19 protein-coding genes are annotated in these 20,237 nt (G+C 65.4%); 6 read left to right on the top strand and 13 right to left on the bottom strand.

What is annotated here, in order from left to right:
- Nucleotide 1: 1 nt before the first annotated feature.
- The 9 genes from IVB41_RS31710 to IVB41_RS31750 all read right to left on the bottom strand — a co-directional run bounded on the left by IVB41_RS31710 (nt 2) and on the right by IVB41_RS31750 (nt 8,410).
- Entirely contained in the window at nt 2–1,306 is a 1,305-nt protein-coding gene (locus IVB41_RS31710) for a sorbosone dehydrogenase family protein (protein WP_247438391.1), read from the bottom strand.
- A gap of 142 nt (nt 1,307–1,448) precedes the next feature.
- The gene (locus tag IVB41_RS31715) at nt 1,449–1,658 is read right to left on the bottom strand and encodes a hypothetical protein (protein ID WP_007613466.1); all 210 of its coding nucleotides are present in this window, start codon (nt 1,656–1,658) and stop codon (nt 1,449–1,451) included.
- 277 nt (nt 1,659–1,935) lie between these two features.
- A complete protein-coding gene (locus IVB41_RS31720; protein WP_027570745.1) occupies nt 1,936–2,562 on the bottom strand; it encodes an isoprenylcysteine carboxylmethyltransferase family protein in 627 nt (208 codons plus the stop codon).
- Between the two features lie 30 nt (nt 2,563–2,592).
- Nucleotides 2,593–3,624 (bottom strand): NAD-dependent epimerase/dehydratase family protein, encoded by a 1,032-nt coding sequence (locus IVB41_RS31725; protein ID WP_027570746.1) that lies wholly within the window; start codon nt 3,622–3,624, stop codon nt 2,593–2,595.
- Nucleotides 3,625–3,653: 29 nt separating this feature from the next.
- Nucleotides 3,654–4,190: an Mpo1-like protein gene (locus tag IVB41_RS31730; protein ID WP_346770878.1), complete on the bottom strand. Its 537-nt coding sequence runs from the start codon at nt 4,188–4,190 to the stop codon at nt 3,654–3,656.
- A gap of 154 nt (nt 4,191–4,344) precedes the next feature.
- On the bottom strand, nt 4,345–5,016 hold the full coding sequence (locus IVB41_RS31735; RefSeq protein WP_027570748.1) for an OmpA family protein: 672 nt from the start codon (nt 5,014–5,016) through the stop codon (nt 4,345–4,347).
- Nucleotides 5,016–5,432, bottom strand: coding sequence for a hypothetical protein (locus tag IVB41_RS31740; protein ID WP_027570749.1), 417 nt, complete (start codon nt 5,430–5,432; stop codon nt 5,016–5,018). The genes IVB41_RS31735 and IVB41_RS31740 overlap by 1 nt, the downstream gene beginning before the upstream one ends.
- An 88-nt stretch (nt 5,433–5,520) precedes the next feature.
- Nucleotides 5,521–5,811, bottom strand: coding sequence for a type II toxin-antitoxin system HicB family antitoxin (locus tag IVB41_RS31745; RefSeq protein WP_247438402.1), 291 nt, complete (start codon nt 5,809–5,811; stop codon nt 5,521–5,523).
- Between the two features lie 7 nt (nt 5,812–5,818).
- Complete coding sequence (locus IVB41_RS31750; RefSeq protein WP_247438404.1) at nt 5,819–8,410, bottom strand: ATP-dependent helicase; 2,592 nt, start codon at nt 8,408–8,410, stop codon at nt 5,819–5,821.
- A gap of 241 nt (nt 8,411–8,651) precedes the next feature.
- Between IVB41_RS31750 and IVB41_RS31755 the strand changes: the two genes are divergently transcribed.
- Nucleotides 8,652–8,825, top strand: coding sequence for a DUF1328 domain-containing protein (locus IVB41_RS31755; RefSeq protein ID WP_007613448.1), 174 nt, complete (start codon nt 8,652–8,654; stop codon nt 8,823–8,825).
- Between the two features lie 5 nt (nt 8,826–8,830).
- On the opposite strand, the gene IVB41_RS31760 is transcribed toward IVB41_RS31755, so the two are convergent.
- Complete coding sequence (locus IVB41_RS31760) at nt 8,831–9,337, bottom strand: thioesterase family protein (protein WP_247438406.1); 507 nt, start codon at nt 9,335–9,337, stop codon at nt 8,831–8,833.
- Between the two features lie 87 nt (nt 9,338–9,424).
- Between IVB41_RS31760 and IVB41_RS31765 the strand changes: the two genes are divergently transcribed.
- Nucleotides 9,425–10,849, top strand: a complete 1,425-nt coding sequence (locus IVB41_RS31765; protein WP_247438409.1) for an FAD-linked oxidase C-terminal domain-containing protein — start codon at nt 9,425–9,427, stop codon at nt 10,847–10,849.
- Between the two features lie 50 nt (nt 10,850–10,899).
- Nucleotides 10,900–11,262, top strand: a complete 363-nt coding sequence (locus tag IVB41_RS31770) for a hypothetical protein (RefSeq protein ID WP_247438411.1) — start codon at nt 10,900–10,902, stop codon at nt 11,260–11,262.
- A 6-nt stretch (nt 11,263–11,268) separates the two neighbouring features.
- On the opposite strand, the gene IVB41_RS31775 is transcribed toward IVB41_RS31770, so the two are convergent.
- Both IVB41_RS31775 and IVB41_RS31780 read right to left on the bottom strand, forming a co-directional pair.
- Nucleotides 11,269–12,936 carry a SulP family inorganic anion transporter gene (locus IVB41_RS31775; protein ID WP_247438413.1) on the bottom strand — a complete coding sequence of 556 codons (1,668 nt, stop codon included), beginning with the start codon at nt 12,934–12,936 and terminating at the stop codon, nt 11,269–11,271.
- A gap of 135 nt (nt 12,937–13,071) precedes the next feature.
- Nucleotides 13,072–14,559 (bottom strand): caspase family protein, encoded by a 1,488-nt coding sequence (locus IVB41_RS31780; RefSeq protein WP_247401941.1) that lies wholly within the window; start codon nt 14,557–14,559, stop codon nt 13,072–13,074.
- Nucleotides 14,560–14,986: 427 nt separating this feature from the next.
- On the opposite strand from IVB41_RS31780, the gene IVB41_RS31785 reads away from it, so the two are divergent.
- Genes IVB41_RS31785 through IVB41_RS31795 form a run of 3 tightly spaced genes read left to right on the top strand, consistent with a single transcriptional unit; the run spans nt 14,987 to nt 18,881 of the window.
- The gene (locus tag IVB41_RS31785; protein WP_027570758.1) at nt 14,987–16,018 is read left to right on the top strand and encodes a TRAP transporter substrate-binding protein; all 1,032 of its coding nucleotides are present in this window, start codon (nt 14,987–14,989) and stop codon (nt 16,016–16,018) included.
- 7 nt (nt 16,019–16,025) lie between these two features.
- The gene (locus IVB41_RS31790; protein WP_247438415.1) at nt 16,026–17,891 is read left to right on the top strand and encodes a TRAP transporter large permease subunit; all 1,866 of its coding nucleotides are present in this window, start codon (nt 16,026–16,028) and stop codon (nt 17,889–17,891) included.
- A gap of 12 nt (nt 17,892–17,903) precedes the next feature.
- Nucleotides 17,904–18,881, top strand: coding sequence for a hydroxyacid dehydrogenase (locus tag IVB41_RS31795; RefSeq protein ID WP_247438417.1), 978 nt, complete (start codon nt 17,904–17,906; stop codon nt 18,879–18,881).
- A gap of 7 nt (nt 18,882–18,888) precedes the next feature.
- Here IVB41_RS31795 and IVB41_RS31800 read toward each other — a convergent pair whose 3' ends face one another.
- Nucleotides 18,889–20,055 carry an ABC transporter substrate-binding protein gene (locus IVB41_RS31800; RefSeq protein WP_247438419.1) on the bottom strand — a complete coding sequence of 389 codons (1,167 nt, stop codon included), beginning with the start codon at nt 20,053–20,055 and terminating at the stop codon, nt 18,889–18,891.
- Nucleotides 20,056–20,237 lie beyond the last annotated feature (182 nt).

Raw genomic sequence — 20,237 nt, forward strand, 5'->3', positions numbered from 1 at the left:
TTCAAGCGCCGGTGACACGCCAGATCACGTTGCCGACGTCGTCGGCCATCAGCAGCGACTTCTTGTCGGGACCGATCACGACGCCGACCGGGCGGCCGTAGGATTCTTTCTCATCCGGAGCCAGGAAGCCCGACAAGATGTCGCGTGCGGGACCCGAAGGCTTGCCGTTCTCGAACGGGACGAAGACCAGCTTGTAGCCTGACAGCTTGCTGCGATTCCACGAACCGTGCTGGCCGATCGCCATGCCGTTCGGGAAGCCGGGCAGCGTGCCCGCCGGCATCCAGCACAGGCCGAGCGAAGCGGTATGGCCGCCGAGCGCGTAGTCCGGCGTGAGCGCCTTGGCGACCATCGCCGGATCCTGCGGCACGCGATCGTCCACCGTCTTGCCCCAGTAGCAATAAGGCCAGCCGTAAAAGCCGCCATCGTGCACCGAGGTCAAATAGTCCGGCGGCGTTTCGTCGCCGAGGCCGTCGCGCTCGTTGACGACGGTCCAGAGCACACCGGTCGTTGGCTCCCAGGCGAGACCAACGGGGTTGCGCAGGCCTGCGCCGAAGATGCGGTGCGTGCCGGCGACGAGGTCGAGCTCGTAGACCGCGGCGCGGCCTTCCTCGACCTCCATGCCCATCTCGGCGATGTTGCTGAGCGAGCCGACGCCGGCATAGAGTTTTTTGCCGTCGGGGCTCGCGAGCAGGCTGCGGGTCCAGTGGCCGCTTGGCTTGAAAGTGGTGAGGCGCTTGCCAGGCGCGGTGATGCGATCGGCATTCGCCACGTACGGGAAGGCCATCACGCCGTCGGTGTTGCCGACATAGAAGGTGTCGCCGACCAGCGCCATGCCGAACGGCTGGCTGAGATTTTCCATGAACGCGCCGCGATACTCCGCGACGCCGTCGCCGTCCTTGTCGCGCAGCAGCGTTATGCGGTTGGCGCTGACGCCGAGCGCGGCGGCGCGTCGCATCGTGGCCTGCATTGCGTAGTGAAACACGGACCTCGGCGCCCCCGCGATCTGCGTCGCCTCCGCAATCAGCACGTCGCCATTGGGCAGCACCTCGATCCAGCGCGGATGGTCGAGACCGGTCGCGAACGCATTGACCTTGAGCCCGGGTGCGACCGTCGGCTTCTGTCCCTCGCTCCAGCCCCGCGCCGTCGGCATCTTCAGTGTCGGGATGGCGCCTTGCGGCTTTGCTTCGGGAATGACGGGCGACTGGCCCCAGGCCGGCGCAGGCACGGTGCCCGACAGCTTTCGCCATTGCAGCGCGATGCCGCCGAGAAGCGCAACGAACTGCGCAAAGATGCTGGAAAAAGTCATGAGAGGCCCCTGTTTGCGCGCGCATCCAACGGGCTGACGGGGCAGACGTCAACCTGTGTGGAGCGCCGCGGGGCTCTATTCCCGTGGAATGGCAGCCGCTCGAATTTGCATGGGACGAATGCCGACAGGATGGGCCCGGAGATCAGCGGCCGATCTGCCGCTCTGCCCGGCGCGCCGCGCGAAAATCATCCAGATGATGGATGTTCGGCGCGAGCGCCGCCTCCCTGGAGAGGAGATGATAAACGCGCGCCACCGTGCGCTGCTTCTGCTTCGGCCGCCCGGGCGGCAGCGCCCGCGCCTTGCGGACGGCGGCGATCGCGTGCTCGCGAAAATAATCGTAGGCGTCGGACATGGCTCGATGCTCTGCGGTCATTGCAGGTGTCGAGGGGCTAACGGCCGCAGGCAGCAGGGGTTCCTGACAGCAGGTGTGTTGCGCACACAGCTTCCTCGGCGTCGTCCTGGCGAAAGCCAGGACCCATACCGCGGAATCCATCGACTGTATGCGGCCTCAGTTCCGGCAATCCCCGCCAAACCGCTCCCTGGGGTAATGGGTCCTGGCTTTCGCCAGGACGACTCCGGAGGTGCAGCCGCGCTACGCTTGTGATGACAGCGTTGAAGCGATACTCGCCTCAGCGCGGCGACAGGAACGGGATGATCATCGGGACGCGACGGCAATAGGCGCCGTAGGCGTCTTCGCCGAGCTCCTTGGACAGGAACACCTCTTCCATCCGGCCCTTCTGCCACATGCCGAGCGAGATCAGGATGGCGCCGAGCATCGCGGTTACCGTGCCGACCGCGATGCCGGTCACCAGCATGCCGAGGATCAGCCCGGTGTAGATCGGATGGCGCACGATGCCGTACGGGCCGGTGTCGATGACGCGGTGGTCTTGCTTGTGAGTGATGGTGTTGGACCAGAACTGTCCAAGATGCAGCCGTCCCCACCAGGTGAAGGAGATGCCGGCCAGCACGATCAGCGCCACGACGTAGACAGCATTATTGCTGAACACCCAGAGCGGCTTCTCGCCGAGCACCTCGGCGGTCCAGGGCGTGAACAGGATGCCGCCGACCAGGATCGGAATGCGATAGCGGCCGGACTCCAGCGTCATCACCTGCTTCTGGGTACGGCCTTGCCAGAACGAGGCGCCCACCCAGCTTGCGAGCCAGGCGAGCCAAATCAGGGCGAGCAGTTGCGTCGGCCAGGTCGTGGTCCAACCACCCCAGGCGACAGAGAGAAGCTTGCTGAAATCGAAGGACATGCGGAAAGGTTCTTTGGGTTGGGCGGCAGCTCAGCTGGCGCGCGAGGAGAGCGCGTGATGCTCGATGGCGCCGGAGGCAAGCGCGCCGCCGCGGGCGAGAAGATGGGTGATGGTTTCGCGCAGGACCGGCTCGATCGGGCGCGGCGCGTAGCCGAGTTCGGTGCGCGCCTTGTCGATCGAGAGGTCGCTCGCGGCGAGCGCGATGCGCACGCCCTCGGCGGTGCCGTTGGGCGGCCGGCGCGTGATACGATCGGAGAGATATTCGAGCATGATGCCCGACAGTTCGGCCATCTTGCCGGGAACGACGACCGGGAATTGCCGGCGGCCGCTCATCGCGGACATCATCCGCAGAATCTGGCCGAGCCTGACGCAGTCGCCGCCGAGGATGTAGCGCTGGCCGTTACGTCCGCGTTCCATGGTCAGCACCAGGCCCATGGCGACGTCGCGGACGTCGACGAGATTGACCGGGAAGTCGAGATGCGGCTGCACTTTCTTCTGCAGGAAGTACCACAGCATCGCGGTCGGCGGCGTCAGATTATGGTCGGCGGCACCGATCGGCATGGTCGGGGTGCCGATCACCAGCGGAAAACCTTCAGCTGCGGCCTTAGCGGCGCAATGCTCGGCCAGCGATTTCGACCGCGTGTAGGCGCCCGGCATCGCATCGGCCGGCTGCAGCGCCTCTTCGGCGGGAACACCGTTGAGGTCGGAATAGGGGAACAGGATCGATTCCGTCGAGCAGTGCAGGAAGCGCGAGACGCCGCGCTTCATCGCGGCCGCGAGCACGATCTCGGTGCCGCGGCAATTGACGTCGTGAAAGGCCTGCTTGTCGGCGACCCACATGCCGGGCAGGCCGGCGAGGTGATAGACCTGATCGACACCCGCAATTGCGGCATCGACCGCGGCGCCGTCCAGCACCGAGCCACGGGCATATTCGACGTCGGCATACGGCGTGGCCGGCGCACGAACATCGAGGACACGCACCCGCTGCCCACGGGCGCGGAGCGCTTCTACGAGATGATGTCCGATGAAGCCGCTGCCACCGGTAACCAGTACGAGAGCCATGCAGAAGGTTTGCTGTTTCGCGTCTAGAACTATCGGGTTGAAAGGGAATTGGTCGGAACAGGCGCCAGAATCGCGGCAAGGTCGCGACGGAAGCCCAATGCGATGAATAATTTTGCCATGACAAACATCGGTCCAAGCAGAAAATGCGTGGGGTGGTCGACCATCGACGGCTGCCGCTCCTCGAAAACCTTGTGGCCGACGATTTGCGACGCGACGCCGAGCCCGATCAGCACCGTAAAAATCGACCACATCATGACGATCGAGACCTGATTGCCGATCGCGGTTGCGACCGAAAGCAGCACGATCATCGCGGCGAGGATGCCGAGCCCGATCCCGGCGTCCAGCATCAGCCAGTAGACCAGCACCGGCAGGGCCAGAATCACGGCCAGACTGACCTCGATCCCGAACACCGGGAAATGCACCAGCGTCAGCGGCAGCACGGCGCCGGTGAAGAGCAGGAGGATGCCGACCACGTGCATCGCGCAGTTCCAGGGATCGCGATGATATTCGACGTAGTCGGCCAGCTGGTGTCGAAAAGAACTGGCCATCTCGGTCTCGTGCAGCATGGGGTCGGGAAGGACGAAAAAAGCCTATAGCACCTGATAGGGCGGTGCACAAACCGGCGCTATTGTCGCGCAAGGCCACGCTGTCGCGCTGTGAGACAGGTCACAAAATGATCAAGACTTCAAAGGGTTCCGCCAGCCGCCGTGGCGCGTCTGCTCAGTGTTTCTTGGCGGGCTTTTTCGCCGCAGGCGCAGGTGTCGCAGCCGGATGCGCAGGCGCTTCCTCGGGTACCTTGGCGTAGGTCAGGATTTGCAACTGGGCGTTGGCGGCCGCGGTTGGCCTGGCCCGGTCGAGAAACTGCTCCTCGCCGAGGCCGATCGGATGCAGCCGCTTGGTCGAGATCTTGAACGTGTTCACCAGCACGTCGCGAATCGCGTCCGCCCGGCGCTGGCTCAGGATCGCGTTGGCCTCGCGCGTCTTCGCGTTGGATTCCACGTGGCCGACGATCAGGAATGTGTAGGGCAGCAGCGAGGCATGGACCAGCGCGTCAGCGAGGCGCCCGACGGTCTGGTAGGACGCCGGCTGGATGATCGGCGTGTCGGCGTCGAACTGGATCTGCGCGGTGAAGGTCGGCAAATTGACCAGATCCGGCGCGATCAGCGGCCGGTTCACCGGACCGGGATCGTTCTTGATCCTGGCCTTGGCCCGCTCCATCACCTGCAGCTTCAGCGCGGGAAGATCGATCTCGGCGGCTTGTTCGAAATGGTTGAGCTTGCCGACGATGTCGTCGCGGGTCGGCGGCGCCGTCTGCGCTTCTGCCGCGCCCGCAAGCAAGGTGAGGCCGAGCGCGATGGTTATTCCGACGATGGAAAGCCGGTTCGCTGGCATCACCGATACCCCGCGTCGTCGACGGCCTTCAGGCAGTTGTTGCTGATGCCCTTGGGCGTCGAGACCAGGCAGGGGACCGCCTTGCTGGTCTCCTTGGTCGAGCCGCCGCAGACCTTGACGATCTCGCGCTGGCAGACGTTCGCCACCGTGACGCGCGCGGCGACGCGCTTCTGGATCGCGTCGAAGGCGCCGAGATAGTCGCTCTGGCACTGTTGCGAGAGCACGTCGCGGTTGCGCGAGAGGCACTCCTTCAGGCGGGTCGAATCCGGGTTGACGCCGCGGCAATTGGCAACGATTTCCGCACCGCAACTTTTCGCAAGCATCCCGATCGCATCGCCAAAGCTCATGGTCTCCGCCGCCGCAAGCGACGGCATAACCAATGCCAGCAAGATCAGTGTGATGGAGCCCCGGACCATGGCCGCATCTGATACGGGGAAGTTCGCGGTGGTCAAGGGCTGTTCGGGCGAGAAGTGTCGAGAGTCCGACCAGTGCGGCGAACAGTCCTCACTCCGTGGCCTCAGTGAGGGGTGGCCATTCGATCAGGGCGACCGTGTGCTTCCCGAGCTCGTCGGCCACATCAGGGTCGGCCTTGAGCTCGTCCAATGTCCGCGGCGGGGGAAGCTGGCGGCCGTCCGCGATCAGTTCCTGTGCATAGAACGCGAGTGCCTCGGGCGCATTCTCCAGGGCCTCATCGACGTCGTCGCCGCCGGAAATGCAGCCGGGCAGGTCGGGAAACCACAGGCCGACGGCTTCGTCCGGGCCGGCGTCCTCGACGATGGCGATGTAGTGCGGCATGCAGGCCTCACGCCCGCTGCACAAAGCTGTCCACGACCTTCTTCTCCCCCGCCTTGTCGAAGGCGATGGTGAGTTTGTTGCCGTCGATCTTGGTGACGCGGCCGTAGCCGAATTTCTGGTGGAAGACGCGGTCGGAGAGGGAGAATTCCGAGGTCGTGCCGGTGGATTTGGCGACGAGCTCGCCCTCGATCGTCAGGGGCCCACGGCGGCGCGAGGAGAAGCTGCCGAAATCGGGCGAGGACGACTGGGACGAATACGACGAGGCCTGTTCCTCGAAGCTGCCGCGGCCGCCATTGCCGCCCCCTCCGCCGCCGCGATTGCGATTGGCCTGGGCGCGCTGCCAGCCGGGGGTCGAATAGGTGGAGCCGAACGCTTCCATGTCGTCGAAGCGGGAGGCGCCGTAGCCGCCGGTGCCGCCCCAGGCCGAGCCGCCCTTGGATTCTGTGATCTCGACATTGGCGGCCGGCAATTCGTCGAGGAAGCGCGACGGGATCGTGGTCGACCAGGTGCCGTGGATCCGGCGGTTGGTCGCAAAGTAGATTTTGGCGCGGCGGCGGGCCCGGGTCAGGCCGACATGGCCGAGCCGGCGCTCTTCCTCGAGGCCGGCGCGGCCCTGTTCGTCCAGCGTGCGCTGGCTCGGAAACAGGCCTTCCTCCCAGCCGGGCAGGAACACGTTGTCGAATTCCAGCCCCTTGGCCGAATGCAAGGTCATCAGTGACACCGCGTCCTCATCGGCGCCGCTGTCGCGGTCCATCACCAGCGAGATGTGCTCCAAGAACCCTTGCAGGTTCTCGAACTCCTCCATCGAGCGCACCAGCTCCTTGAGGTTTTCGAGCCGGCCCGCGGCGTCCGCCGAACGGTCCTTCTGCCACATCTCGGTGTAGCCGCTCTCGTCGAGCACGATCTCGGCGAGCTCGGTGTGCGAGGTGACCTCGCGCTGGGCGCGCCAGCGGTCGAACTGCGCGACGACGTCGCGTAACGAGCCGCGCGCCTTCGGCTTCAGCTCGTCGGTCTCGACCACCGCGCGCGCCGCCTCGAACAGCGGAATGCGGCGCTTGCGGGCGTGGTCGTGCAACATCTGCACGGTGGCATCGCCCAGGCCGCGCTTGGGCGTGTTGACGATGCGCTCGAAGGCGAGATCGTCGGCCGGTGAATTGATGACGCGCAGATAGGCCAGCGCGTCGCGGATTTCGGCGCGCTCGTAGAAGCGCGGGCCGCCGATGACGCGATAGGGCAGGCCGAGCGTGACGAAGCGGTCTTCGAACTCGCGCATCTGGTAGGAGGCGCGAACGAGAATCGCGATCTCGTTGAGCTTGTCGCCCTGGCGCTGGATCTGCTCGATCTCCTCGCCGATGCCGCGGGCTTCCTCTTCCGAATCCCACGAGCCTGTCACCGTGACCTTCTCGCCGTCATGGTCTTCGGTGCGCAGCGTCTTACCGAGCCGGCCTTCATTGTGGGCGATCAGGTGCGAGGCGGCGGCGAGGATGTGGCCGGTCGAGCGGTAGTTGCGCTCGAGGCGGATGACCTTGGCGCCGGGAAAATCATGGTCGAAGCGCAGGATGTTGTCGACCTCCGCGCCGCGCCAGCCATAGATCGACTGGTCGTCGTCGCCGACGCAGCAGATGTTCTTGACGTGTGTTTTTTCGTTCGCCGGAGGCGGCGCCACATCGTCATTCTCGGCATCACCGGGCCGATGCGAAGCGTCGAGACCCGGTGATCCATCTGGCGAAGAATCGATGGCTTGCCGGGGCAAGCCGGGCAATGACGGATTGGACGATGGCGCCTGTGACAACAACCGCAGCCATAGATATTGCGCGACGTTGGTGTCTTGATACTCGTCGACCAGGATGAATTTGAAGCGCTGCTGGTACTGCCGCAGGATATCCGGATGCTCGCGGAAGATGCGGATGTCCTCGAGCAGCAGATCGCCGAAATCGGCGGCGTTCAAAATCTTCAGCCGCTCCTGGTAGCTCGCATAGAGCTTGCCGCCCTTGCCGTTGGCGAACACGGCGGCTTCGCCCGACGGCACCTGCGACGGCGTCAGGCCGCGATTCTTCCAGCCGTCGATGAGGCCGGCGAGCATGCGCGCGGGCCAGCGCTTGTCGTCGATATTGTCGGCTTGCAGAAGCTGCTTGAGCAGTCGGACCTGATCGTCGACGTCGAGCACGGTGAAGTTCGACTTGAGCTGCGCCAGCTCGGCGTGGGTCCGCAGGATGCGCCCGCCGATGGAGTGGAAAGTGCCGAGCCACGGCATCCCTTCCACCGCATGACCGAGCATCTGACCCAGCCGGTGCTTCATCTCGCGCGCGGCCTTGTTGGTGAAGGTCACCGACAGGATTTCGGATGGGCGGGCGCGGCCCTGGCTCAGGATATGGGCGATGCGCGTGGTCAGCACGCGGGTCTTGCCGGTGCCGGCGCCGGCCAGCACCAGAACCGGGCCGTCCAGCGTTTCCACAGCCTCGCGCTGCTCCGGATTGAGCCCGGACAGGTATTGCGGGCCCACCGAGGCCCGCGCACGCGCGGCGATGCCGCCGGCTGCGGGCTGGTGGTCGGGGACGCTCTGGGACGTGATCTTGCTCGGCTCGGTCATGCGAATCATTTGCCCCACGTTGGCACCGCGGGGTGGTGAAAGGGGAGCCTTCTTAACAGGGATTGGTCCCTATATGGGGCCGCGGGGAGGGGTTTTCCACGTGCGGGGGCAGCCAATTTGTTCCTGTCGGTTGAGCGAATTTCTGCTCCCAGCCGCTCGGAACCATTGTTCCGAGTTGGCGATTGGTTCTGCAAGTGAGGCGCGTCAGGCGCGCCGATCGCAGACAGACATCGAAACAGAGGTTTGGATCATGCTTAGCTGGGTAGTGACGTTTCTGGTTATCGCCCTGATCGCCGGTATCCTGGGCTTTGGCGGCCTCGCCGGCGCGTCGATCGAAATCGCCAAGATCATCTTCTTCATTGCGGTCGTGTTGTTCCTGGTCTCGGCCGTTGTGGGTCTGGCCCGCGGCCGTACCAGGGTCTAGCGCGCTTACCGCTTCGAGGGCATCGCCACGTTCCGGCCGATGCCCTCGGGCCGTGGCACCGCGCTGTGGGTCTTGACCACCGCTGCGATGCGCTCGCTTATGTCTGGCGGAAAAGCCGCCACCTTTCGTGAGCCCATGTCGATGTGAAGCGACATGTTCTCCGAAGTGGCCGACAGCCAGCCCTCGGCGGCGTGCCGCAACTCCTGGAACGTGTGCAGCCGCTTGTCGTCGGCCTCCAGCAGCCAGACCGAGACCTGCACGGGATCGCCCAAGTGGATTTCGCGCAAGTAGCGCACGTGGCACTCGGCAGTGAAGGTCGAGCCGCCGCGCTCCTTCATGTAGCCCGGCCCGATCCCGAGCGTCAGCCACATCTGATCGATCGCGCGGTCGAACATCACGTTGTAATAGGCCATGTTGAGGTGGCCGTTGTAGTCGATCCATTGCGGCTCGATCTGCATGATCGAGGCGCGGAACGGCGCGTCCTCGATCGTTGTGGCAGCAGTCTCCGGCATGTGTCCTTCCCCAGCTATGCGTCCGGTCGCTTGACTTGACCGGTGAGATGTCCTTTGCCACGGTTCGTCTCGTCGGGAGGAACGTCCGTGGGTACGACCATCACCAATAATCCGCCGCGGCCGGCGCCGAAAGCCCTTGCGAGCGCGCTGGAGCAGCTTGCCGCGCGGTTCGGCAACCGCCTCATCACCTCGCAGGCCGTCCGCGAGCAGCACGGCCATACCACCACATGGATCGTGAACCAGCCGCCGGACGCTGTGGTGATGGCGCAGAAGACCGCCGACATCCAGGACGTGGTGCGGATCTGCGCGAAAAACGGCGTGCCCGTCATCGCCTTCGGCACCGGCACCTCGCTCGAGGGCCAGGTCAACGCACCCGCCGGCGGAATCTGCATCGACCTGCGCGACATGAACAAGGTGCTCGCAGTGCATGCCGAGGACCTCGACTGCGTGATCCAGCCCGGGGTCACCCGCAAGGCGCTCAACGAGCATCTGCGCGACCAGGGCCTGTTCTTCCCGATCGACCCCGGCGCGGACGCCTCTCTCGGCGGCATGGCCTCGACCCGCGCCTCCGGCACCAACGCGGTGCGCTACGGCACCATGCGCGATAGTGTGCTGGCGCTGAAAGTGGTCCGCGGCGACGGCGAGATCATCACGACCGGCACGCGCGCGAAGAAATCATCCGCCGGCTATGACCTGACGCATCTGTTCGTCGGCGCCGAGGGCACGCTCGGCATCATCTCGGAATTGACCATCCGCCTGCGCGGCATCCCCGATACGATCGCGGCCGGCGCGGTGTCGTTCGAGACCGTGCACGGGGCGTGTCAGGCCGTGATCCTGGCGATCCAGACCGGCATTCCCGTGGCGCGCATCGAGTTGCTCAACGCCGCGCAGGTGCGGGCCTGCAACGCCTATTCGAAGCTGACGCTGCCGGAAACGCCGCTGCTGCTGATGGAATTCCACGGCAGCGAGATCGAGGTCGGCGAACAGTCCAAGGCCTTCGGCGAGATCGCAAAGGACTGCGGCGGCGGCGATTTCTCCTGGACCACCAAACCGGAGGATCGCACAAAACTGTGGCAGGCGCGGCACGACGCCTACTGGTCGGTGAAGGCGCTGCGGCCCGGCGACAGCATCGGCGTGGTCGCGACCGACGTCTGCGTGCCGATCTCGCGCCTTGCCGAATGTGTCGGCGAAACCGAGGAAGATCTCAAGCGGCTCAACCTGTTGTCGCCGATCGTGGGCCATGTCGGCGACGGCAATTTCCACTGCTCGCTGGTCTGCGACACCAACGATGCCGACGAGATGGCCCGCGGCGAGGAGTTCATGCATCGGCTGGTCGAACGCGCGCAGGCGATGGACGGCACCTGCACCGGCGAGCACGGCATCGGCCAGGGCAAGCAGAAATACCTCAAGGCGGAGCTCGGCCCCGAGGCGATCGATGCGATGCGGGCGCTAAAAAAGGCGCTCGATCCGCAGAACATCTTCAATCCCGGCAAGATCGTACCGGAGGCGTAGCGCGCAGGCTCACCGCCGTTTATGCTCGCTCCCTCACCACGGAGCAGGCAATGCAGTGGTTCGCGCGCAAGACGCGTCAAGACATCTGGGACGAGGCGATCGAACGGCCGCTCGGCGATATCGAGGCCGCCGAGCGCATCCGTGCGATCTGTGACGCCGCTGCGGCGAGCGCGGCAGGGGCCGCGCGCAGCGACAAGCGCGACAGCGGGCGCTACGAGCGCGCGGCCAAAGTCGCGATGGAAATCGCGATGAAGATCGCGGACGGGCTGATGCGCGACGACGCAGTCCGTCGCATCGTCGATCTCTGCATGACAGCGAACGACCTCAAGACGGCGCAAATCCTGTTTCGCGCGATCCATGCCAGCTGGATCCGCGAAACGGTGCAGCGGGATCATCCGACATTGGCGCAGTGAGCGCAGTTATTTCGCCAGCTTGCGCACGGCCTCGTCGACACTGTGGAAGACGTTCTCCCGGGGCAGGGCCTCGAACAGTTTGAACCGCTCGAACGCGTCCTGCGCGCGCACCGATTCCAGCCGGGCCAGCGCGACCGTGACACCCTGTTCGCTGCACGCCCTGAACACATCGAGCAGGATCTGCGCGGCGGTGAAGTCGATCTCGACCATGCCGCTCGCCTCCAGCACCAGCAGCTGCGGAGGCGTCGCGCCGAGCACCTTGGTCACGTCGCTGCGAAAGCCGGGCGCGTTGAGGAACGACAGCGGCGCCTGCAGCCCGATCACGGCGACTCCGGCAATGCGCTCTCCGGTGATGTGCGGATGCGCCGGCCACCAGATCGTGGTGCCCGGCACGCGCTCGAACTCGACGAGCCGCGCGCGCGTCGTGCTCCAGATGCCGTGCAGCAGCGACAGCACGATGCCGAGGAACGCACCCTGCTGGATCGGCAGCACGATGATGAGTGCGGCGGTGGCGGCGATCAGCAGGAATTCGCTCGGGGATTGGCGATAGATCGTGACGATCTGCTTCACGCGGATGATGCGCAGCGCGACGAACAGCAGGATGCCGCCGAGGGCTGCGTCCGGGACGTGCTGCAGCAATCCCGTTCCAAACGCGAGCAGCGCCAGTACGATTGTCCCCGCGGCGAGACCCGCGAGCTGCGATTGTCCGCCGGTCTCGGCGACAATGCCCGTCCGCGGCGGGCTGGCATTGACCGGAAACGCGCCGAACAGGCCCGACAGCGCGCTGCCGGCACCCACGCCGAGAAAATCGCGATCGACATCGGCCGGCTTGTCGGGATCGGACGGGAACGAGCGCGTCGTTGCCGCGGTCTGCACCATCACCACGACCGTGATGACAAACGCGAGCGGCACGAGGCGGACCCATTGCTCCGGTGCAAGCTCGGGGAAGGTCGGCCGCGGCAGCGTGCCCGGCACGAGGCCTACGACGTTGACGCCCTTGTTCTCGAGGCCGAGCGCGATCGTGGCCAGGGTCGCGGCGACGAGCCCGATCAGTGCGCCCGGAATTTTTGCGCTGATCTTCTCAGCGACGAAGACCACGGCCAGCACGCCGAAGCCGATGCACAACGTGAAGGGATTAGTGCGGCCGAGCTCGCTTGCGAGCACGCCGATGCGATCGAGCGTCGGTCCGCCCGGCGAGTCCAGGCCCAGCACGCCCGGCAATTGCGACACGATGATGTGGACGGAGATGCCGGCGAGGAAGCCGACCATGACGGGCACGGACAAGAGATTGGCGATGCCGCCAAGGCGGAAGGCGCCGCCGGCCAGCATCATCGCGCCGACCATCAGCGCCAGCGCGATCGCGAGCCCCTGATAGTCCGGCGAGCCGGCGGCGGCCAGCGCGGCAAGTCCGCCGGCGAAGATCGGCGTGATCGTGGAATCGGCGCCGCAGGACAGGAAGCGGTTGCCGCCGAGCATCGCAAAGCCGAGCGATCCCGCCATGAAGGCGAAGAAGCCGATCTGCGGCGCGAAGCCGCCGAGCCGCGCCGTCGCCATCTGCTCGGGAATCGCGATCGCCGCAAGCGTCAGCCCCGCCATCAGGTCGCCCGGGAGGGAATAGGACGCGAGTGAGCGAAACAGCGGCCAAGCTGGCTTGGCGTGAGCGTCGTGCGGCATCGATGTGGAGTCCCCGGAAAGTCTGGCGCCAGTCGGTTAGACTACAGCATTTCCGTATCGGGAAGCAGCAGACGCAGTTTATCTCCATCCGTCGACGGAGGACAGATCTGTCCTCCGTATCTCGCGAATGGGGTCTCAGTACCGGCCGCGGTCGTTGTGATAGTCGCCGCCGCGTCCGCCGCCCATACCCATGCCGATCCCGACACCGATGCCAATGCCCTGCATGATGGCGCCGGGCGGCGGGCCGCGATCCGGTGGCGGCGCGCGCTCGTAGATCACCTCATCAGGCGGCGGCCGGCGTTGCCTGGGCGGCGTGTCGACCACCTTGCGCTTTGGCGGGGTGTCGTCGACGCGCTTCTTGATCACGGGCGCGACCGCCGGGTTGACCGGCGAAGCCGGCGGTGTGGGCGTCGAGCACGGGCAGGTCGGGGCCATTGCGACGGCGACCGGGGCAGGAGCGGCCGCGACCACAGCAGGCAAGACGTAGTTGCGGTTCTGCACGCGGAGCAGCAGCCGGCGTGCGGTCGCAGCCAGATCGCTGTTGTCCCAGTTCGTCAGATAAGCCTCGAACGAGGCGCGGGTGTTGATCGCGGTGGCGCGCTCCCACGCCAGCATCTGGCGCCGGCGCTCCACGATCGTGCGCAGGCGCGGGGTACGGGTATCCTGGGCGTACAACTCGATATACGCCTGATACGCCGGCACGGTATCGTCGGTGATCACCATCTCATAGGCGACCATGGCCGGCTTGCCCTGCAAGTCCTTGCGCCAGTCCTCGAGGCTGCGCGTGCCGCTCGCAAGTGCCATGGAGGATGCGCCAGGAAGCGCAGCCTGACTGCCGCTGCCGTCGCCGCCGAAGAACTTGAAGTCGGTCGTCAGCGACGAGCTTTCCCAGGGGATCTGGCGTCCGTCGGTCGATTGCGCCACGGCGACGCGAATGCGCTTGAACACTTCTTCGATCGGCAGATTGGGCTGCTTGGCGACGGTCAGCGCCGCGGTGGTGTAGGGGCTGTCGATGCCGGAGCCATCCTCGGCTTCGGAGCCCGGCGAGGTCGAATAGGAAATGAAGGAGCCCGGCGCGCCGGCCTTGGTGTCGACGATTGCAAGCCCGTGGCCGGCGCCGCTGAGCGCCGGGAACGGGTTGTTGCGGCAGGCATCGAGCATGAAGATGCGGGCTCGTGTCGGCAGCGCGCCGAGCGTGTTGAGCAAATCGTTGAGCCGCACACCCTGCAGCGGAATGTCGGCTTCGCGCTTGGGGTCGAGATCGACGGGAACGAGATAGTTCTCGCCGTCGATCTGGAGGCCGTGGCCGGCATAGAACACCAGCGCGACGGTGTCGGCGCCGCTGGCGCTGACCTTGCCGGCGAAATCCGAGATCGCCTGACGCATGTCGTTCTGCGCCAGATTGGATGCCGTGGTGACGGTGAAGCCGGCATTGCCGAGCAGCTCCGTCATGCCTTTGGCGTCGTTGGCTGCGTTGGGCAGTTCCGGCACGGTGCGATAGGCCGATTGACCGATCACGAGTGCGAGCCGCGCTTCGGCCGCCGCATCCGTGGGCGTCGTCAATTGCGTGAGCGCGAGAAGAGCGGATCCAAGAAACAAATTGCGAAGAACTGGACGGCGCATGGTGTCACCTCCATCGGCAATGCGCGCGATGATGTCACCTTTTCTAGATGGCCGCCATGCGTCTGTCTGTGCAGTGGATCACGTTGAGCTGCGGCAAAATGGGGCAGGAGGTCTGCCAGAGCCAGTGCGGCATCGTTCTGGCGCCATCCATGTGAATTGCGCATTGATCCATGCGCCAATTAGATTGATTGCGATGCCGCGCGAAAGCATCCTCTCGCACAATGGACCCGATGCCGGTCTAAGCGAGAATCCCGCAAAAAACACGGTTGTTTCGCCGCGCGCGGATGCCGTCGATCTTCGCGACGCGCCGCTTTGCGACCACCGGCCGCAAGCCTTGCCTGCGCCGCCGCTTTGGCCATACAGTCCGCGCAACGGGCTGCGGCAACGACCGTCGCTCGAAAAATAATAATTGGGGAGAAACCGCATTATGTCCATCGTGCCCGTGAACCGTCGCGCGTTCATCAAGTCGTCGACGGGACTTGCCGCCGGCCTCGTGTTCTCCCCCGCACTCATCGGCCGCGCCGAAGCCGCGACCTTAAAGCTGAAATGCTCCTCCTCGCTGCCGAACGATCCCAAATTCGCCAACGGCCGCGTCTATTACGACAATCTCGTGAAAAACCTGAAGGCGAACGGCCTCGGTGAACAGGTCGAGGTCGCGTTCTTTCCCGACAACCAATTGGGTCAGGAAATCGACGTCATCAACTCGGTGAAGCTCGGCGTCATCGATCTCATGGTCTCGGGCTCGTCGATCTCGGCCAATCTGGTGCCGCTGGTCGGGACCTTCGATCTCGGCTTCCTGTTCTCGAGCTTCCCGCAGCAGACCAAAGCGTTCGATTCGGGCGCCGCCAAGCCGATCGAGGAGGCGCTGCTCAAGGGCAGCAACATCCGCATCATCGCCTGGGCGTATAATTTCGGCTCGCGCAGCGTGCTGGCGCGGAAGCCCGTAAAGACGCCGGAAGATCTCGCCGGACTCAAGATCCGCACCCTGCCGAATCCCGTCATCACGGAATGCCTGCGCCTGATGGGCGCCGCCGCAACGCCGCTGGCCTTTGGCGAAATCTACACGGCGTTGCAGGCCGGCGTGCTGGACGGGCTCGAGCACGATCCGCCGACCATCCTGGCCAGCAAGTTCTTCGAAACGGCGAAATTCTATTCACTGACGCAGCACAATTTCTCGCCGCTCGCGATCTATTTCAGCGACACGACCTACAATCGCATGGATCCGAAGCTGCGCGAGGGTTTCCTCGACGCCGCGAAGAAGGCTGCGGCCGACACGCGCACCCACGGGCTCGCGGTCGAGAAGGAGGCGCTGTCGGCTTTGACCGAGAAGGGCGTGACGGTGGCCGAATGCGACCGCGAGGCGTTCAAGAAGCGCGTCGCGCCGCAGATCGAGAACTTCATGAAGGCGCGGCCGGACTCCAAGGCCGTCATCGACATCATCCGCGCCACGCAGGCCTGACGTGGCAATGACAGCTGCCGTACCTCTCTCGGGCGGCCGCCACGGGAGCATCGCCCTGCTGCTTCGCGTCAGCGACGCGATCGCGGCCATTCTGCTGGCCGCGGATCTCGTCGTCGTCTGCGGTTCCGTGCTGCTGCGCTTCTGCTTCAACGCGCCGGTGGAGTGGTCCGACGACGTCGCGCGCGGCCTGATGGTCGGCTCGGCCTTCTTCGGCGCGGCGAGTGCGCTCGCGCGCGGCGAGAATGTCGGCGTCTCCTTCTTCCGCGACCTGGCTCCGGTACGGCTGCGCGCGCTGATCGATGCCGCGAGTGCGCTGCTGGTGGTGCTGATCTCGGGCTACGTCGCCTACAACGCCATCAAGCTCGGCTCGCTGACGGCGGGCCAGACCACCGGATCCGGCTTGCCGCTGGAGCTGACCTTCTACCCGATGGGCGCCGGCGCGCTGTTCATGACGGTGTTCGCGATCGACCAGCTCGGCGCCAGGCCGCTCCCTGATATCGTCAGAGGCCTCGTCGCGATTGCCGTCGTGACCGGCCTCTATCTCGCCTGGGATTATCTGTCGCCGGCCACGGTGCCGTCAGCGGGCACGCTGATGCTGATCGGTTTCTTCGCGACGTTGGTCGGCGGCTTGCCGATCGGCTTTGCGCTGGCGCTGGCCGCGCTGATCTTCATCTGGGTGGAGGGCGCGCTGCCCGGCGTGATTTTCGCCCAGCAAATGGCGCGCGGCATCGACAATTTCGTGCTGCTCGCGATTCCGTTCTTTATTCTCGTCGGCTACCTCATGGAAGCCAACGGCATGTCGGTGCGGCTGATCGAGCTGTTGCAGCGCGGGGTCGGCCGCATGCGCGGCGGCCTCAACGTCGTGATGGTGGCCTCGATGGTGCTGTTCTCCGGCATCTCGGGCTCGAAGATGGCCGACGTCGCGGCGGTCGGCTCCGTGCTGATTCCAGCCGCGCGCCGCTCCAAGCAGAATCCGGGCGGCGCCGTGGCGCTGCTCGCGGCCTCCGCGGTGATGGCGGAGACCATTCCGCCCTGCATCAACCTGATCATCCTGGGCTTCGTCGCGAATTTGTCGATCGGCGGCCTGTTCGTCGCAGGGCTGCTGCCGGCGGCGTTGATGGCGCTGGCCTTGATCGCCGTCTCCATCATCTTCGGCAAGACTCCAACTGAGACGCCAGCTGATGCCGAGGACATCGCGCCGCAGATGCCGGTGTCCGGCCTGTGGAGCGGCGCGATCGCCTCGTTCGGTCTGATCTTCATGATCTTCTTCGGCTTCAAGAGCGGCTTTGCCACCGCCACGGAGATCTCGGCCTTTGCCGTGGCTTATGCACTCGTTGTCGGCAGCGTGGTGTTCCGCGAGCTCAGCTTCACATCGGCCGCGCACAGCTTCGTCCAAGGGGCGACGCGCGCGGGGCTCGTGCTGTTCATCGTTGCCGCAGCACAATCGCTGGCGTTCACGCTGACCCTCCAGCAGGTGCCGCATGCGGTCGGCGATTTCATGCTGGGATTGTCCAAGACCAGCGGTACCTGGCTGTTCATCCTGCTCGCAATCGGCGTGCTGATCGTGATGGGCTCGGTGCTGGAGGGCGCGGCCGCGCTGATCATCTTCGGGCCGTTGCTGCTGCCGGTGGCCGTGCAGCTCGGCATCGATCCCCTGCATTTCGGGGTCGTGCTCGTGATCGCGATGGGCATCGGCCTGTTCGCGCCGCCGCTCGGGCTCGGGCTCTACGGCGCCTGCCTGATCGGCAACGTGCCGATCGAGCAGACGGTGAAGCCGATCATGGGCTATCTTGGCCTGTTATTCCTTTGCCTGCTTGTGATCGCGTTCGTGCCATGGCTCAGCACGGCATTGCCGCGCGCGTTCGGCTACTGAAGGAGTCTTGCCGTGAAAGTCCTGCTGGCCCACACGCCGGAGATGCGCCGCAATTACTATGGCGATCGCAGCCTGGACGGTTTGCGCGCGACCGCCGAGGTGGTCCTGCACGAGAGCGATGAGACGCTGGTCTCAACCAGCCTCGTGCGCGCTGCGCAAGATGTCGACATCATCGTGGCCGATCGCATGACCGAGGGACGCGGCGAGATCTTTGCGCAACTGCCGCGCCTGCGCGCCTTCGTCCGCTGCGCCGTCGACATCCGCAACGTCGATGTCGAGGCCGCCTCGAACGCCGGCGTGCTGGTGACCCGCGCCGGGCCTGGCTTCGTGCAAGCCGTTGCCGAGCTCGCGCTCGGCTTCATGGTCGATCTCTCCCGCGGCGTATCCCGGGCGACGGCCGACTACCAGGCAGGCCGCAAGCCGGAAGCGCGGATGGGACAGCAGCTCGCGGGCAGCAAGATCGGCATCATCGGCTATGGCAGCATCGGGCGCTATCTCGCCGATATTGCCAAGGTGATGCGCATGGAGGTGCTGGTCGCAGATCCCTTTGCGACCGTGAGCGACAGCGCCATCCGGCAGGTCAGCCTCGATGAGCTCCTCGCCGCGTCCGACTATGTCGTCTGCCTTGCCATCGCCAATGAGCAGACCGAGAACTTGATCGGGGGGGCGGCACTGGCGCGGATGCAGAAACATGCCGTTTTCATCAATCTCTCGCGCGGCAATCTCGTCGACGAGGCGGCGCTGGCGAAGGCGCTGCTCGAGAATCGTATCGCGGGTGCCGCGATGGATGTCGGCCGCGCGCCCGACCAGATGCCAAGCCCGGAGCTTGCGAAGCTTCCCAACGTCATCGCGACACCGCATGTCGGCGGCCTGACGCCGCAGGCGATCGAATACCAGTCGCTGGAAACCGTGCGCCAGGTCGAGGCGATCGTCAAAGGCGAGATCCCGCAAGGCGCCGTCAACGCCGACCGCTGGACGCGTCGGCCCTGATCCGGCTCTACAGCCGGTCCACTGCTTTGAACGTCCCGTCCTTCTGGATCACCGTCAAGAACACCTTCGGCGGCGCGTCGAGCATGCGCATGCCGACGGTGACGGTGCTGCCGCTGATGTCGAAGCGGCCGACATCGTTGATGGCGCGCAGCAGGTTCGCGCGCGTCGGTTGCGGCCCGGCTTGTTCCAGCGCCGCGGCGGCGAGGCGGCCGGTGAGGTAGCCTTCGAGCGACACGAAGTCCGGTGTCAGCGCCGGGTTGAACGCCGTCTGCGCCGCCTGGTAGTCGGCGACCAGCTTGAGCGAGCGGTCCCAGGGAAACGGCACGACCTGGGTGACGACGACACCTTCGCCCTCGGGGCCGAGCTCCCGGGCGAGCGCCACGGCGCCGACGAAGGAGATGTTGACGAAGGTCGGACGAGCGCCGCTGCGGTGCGCGAGCTTGATGAACTCCGCGCAGGGACCGTAGGTCCCGACCATGACGATCGCCTCGGGTTCGACGCGCTTGATCGTGCGCCAGGCCGACGCGACGGCGCGGGTGTTGCGCTCGAAGGTGCCTTCGGCGGCGAGCTCGAGACCGCGTTTGGCAAGCGCGCGCTTCACGCCGGAAAGACCGTCCCGCCCGAAGGAATCGTCCTGGTAGAAAATGGCGATGCGGGTGAAATGGCGATCCTCCGTGAGGTGCTTGACCCACGCCTCGGCCTCGGCGGCATAGCTCGCACGGATGTTGACCACGTTCGCAAGCTCGAGGTCGCGCAAGAATTCGGCGCCGCTGAACGGACCGATGAAGGGCACGTTCCTGGCGCTGGTGATCGGTATCGTCGCCATCGCGGTCGGCGTGCCCACCGCGCCGATCAGCGCGAACACCTTGTCGTCCTCGATCAGCCGCAGCGTCTGCGCCACCGAGCGGTCGGGATCGTAGCCGTCGTCGCGGCTGATGAGCTGGAGCTTGCGGCCATGGACGCCGCCTTTGGCGTTGATCTCGGTGAAAGCTGCGACGATGCCCTGCCGCATCCGCTGTCCGAGTGTGGAGGAGGGACCCTCGAGGGCTGCGGCCTGGCCGAACAGGATCGCATCCTCGCTGACGCCGATCTCGTCGGCTTTTGCCGGCAGCATGGTTGCTGCCAGGAGCGCGACGGTGATCACGATGAATGTCGCAGATCGAGATCGATACATCAAAAAGTCTACGGGTGCGGGGAGTGGTTTCGGGTAAAGCTATCGCCGCAGGATGAATCGCCGATGTATCGGCGGCTCCGTACTACTCCGGGGAAAACCGGCAACTTATTTCGACAAAGCCCGCATCATCCTGCACTTCATTAACTAAGCCGGCTGATGCAGAAAAGCCGCGTTCCGAAATT

Origin of the sequence: Bradyrhizobium sp. 44, from assembly GCF_023073095.1 — a bacterium.
In the GTDB taxonomy this organism is placed as follows: domain Bacteria; phylum Pseudomonadota; class Alphaproteobacteria; order Rhizobiales; family Xanthobacteraceae; genus Bradyrhizobium.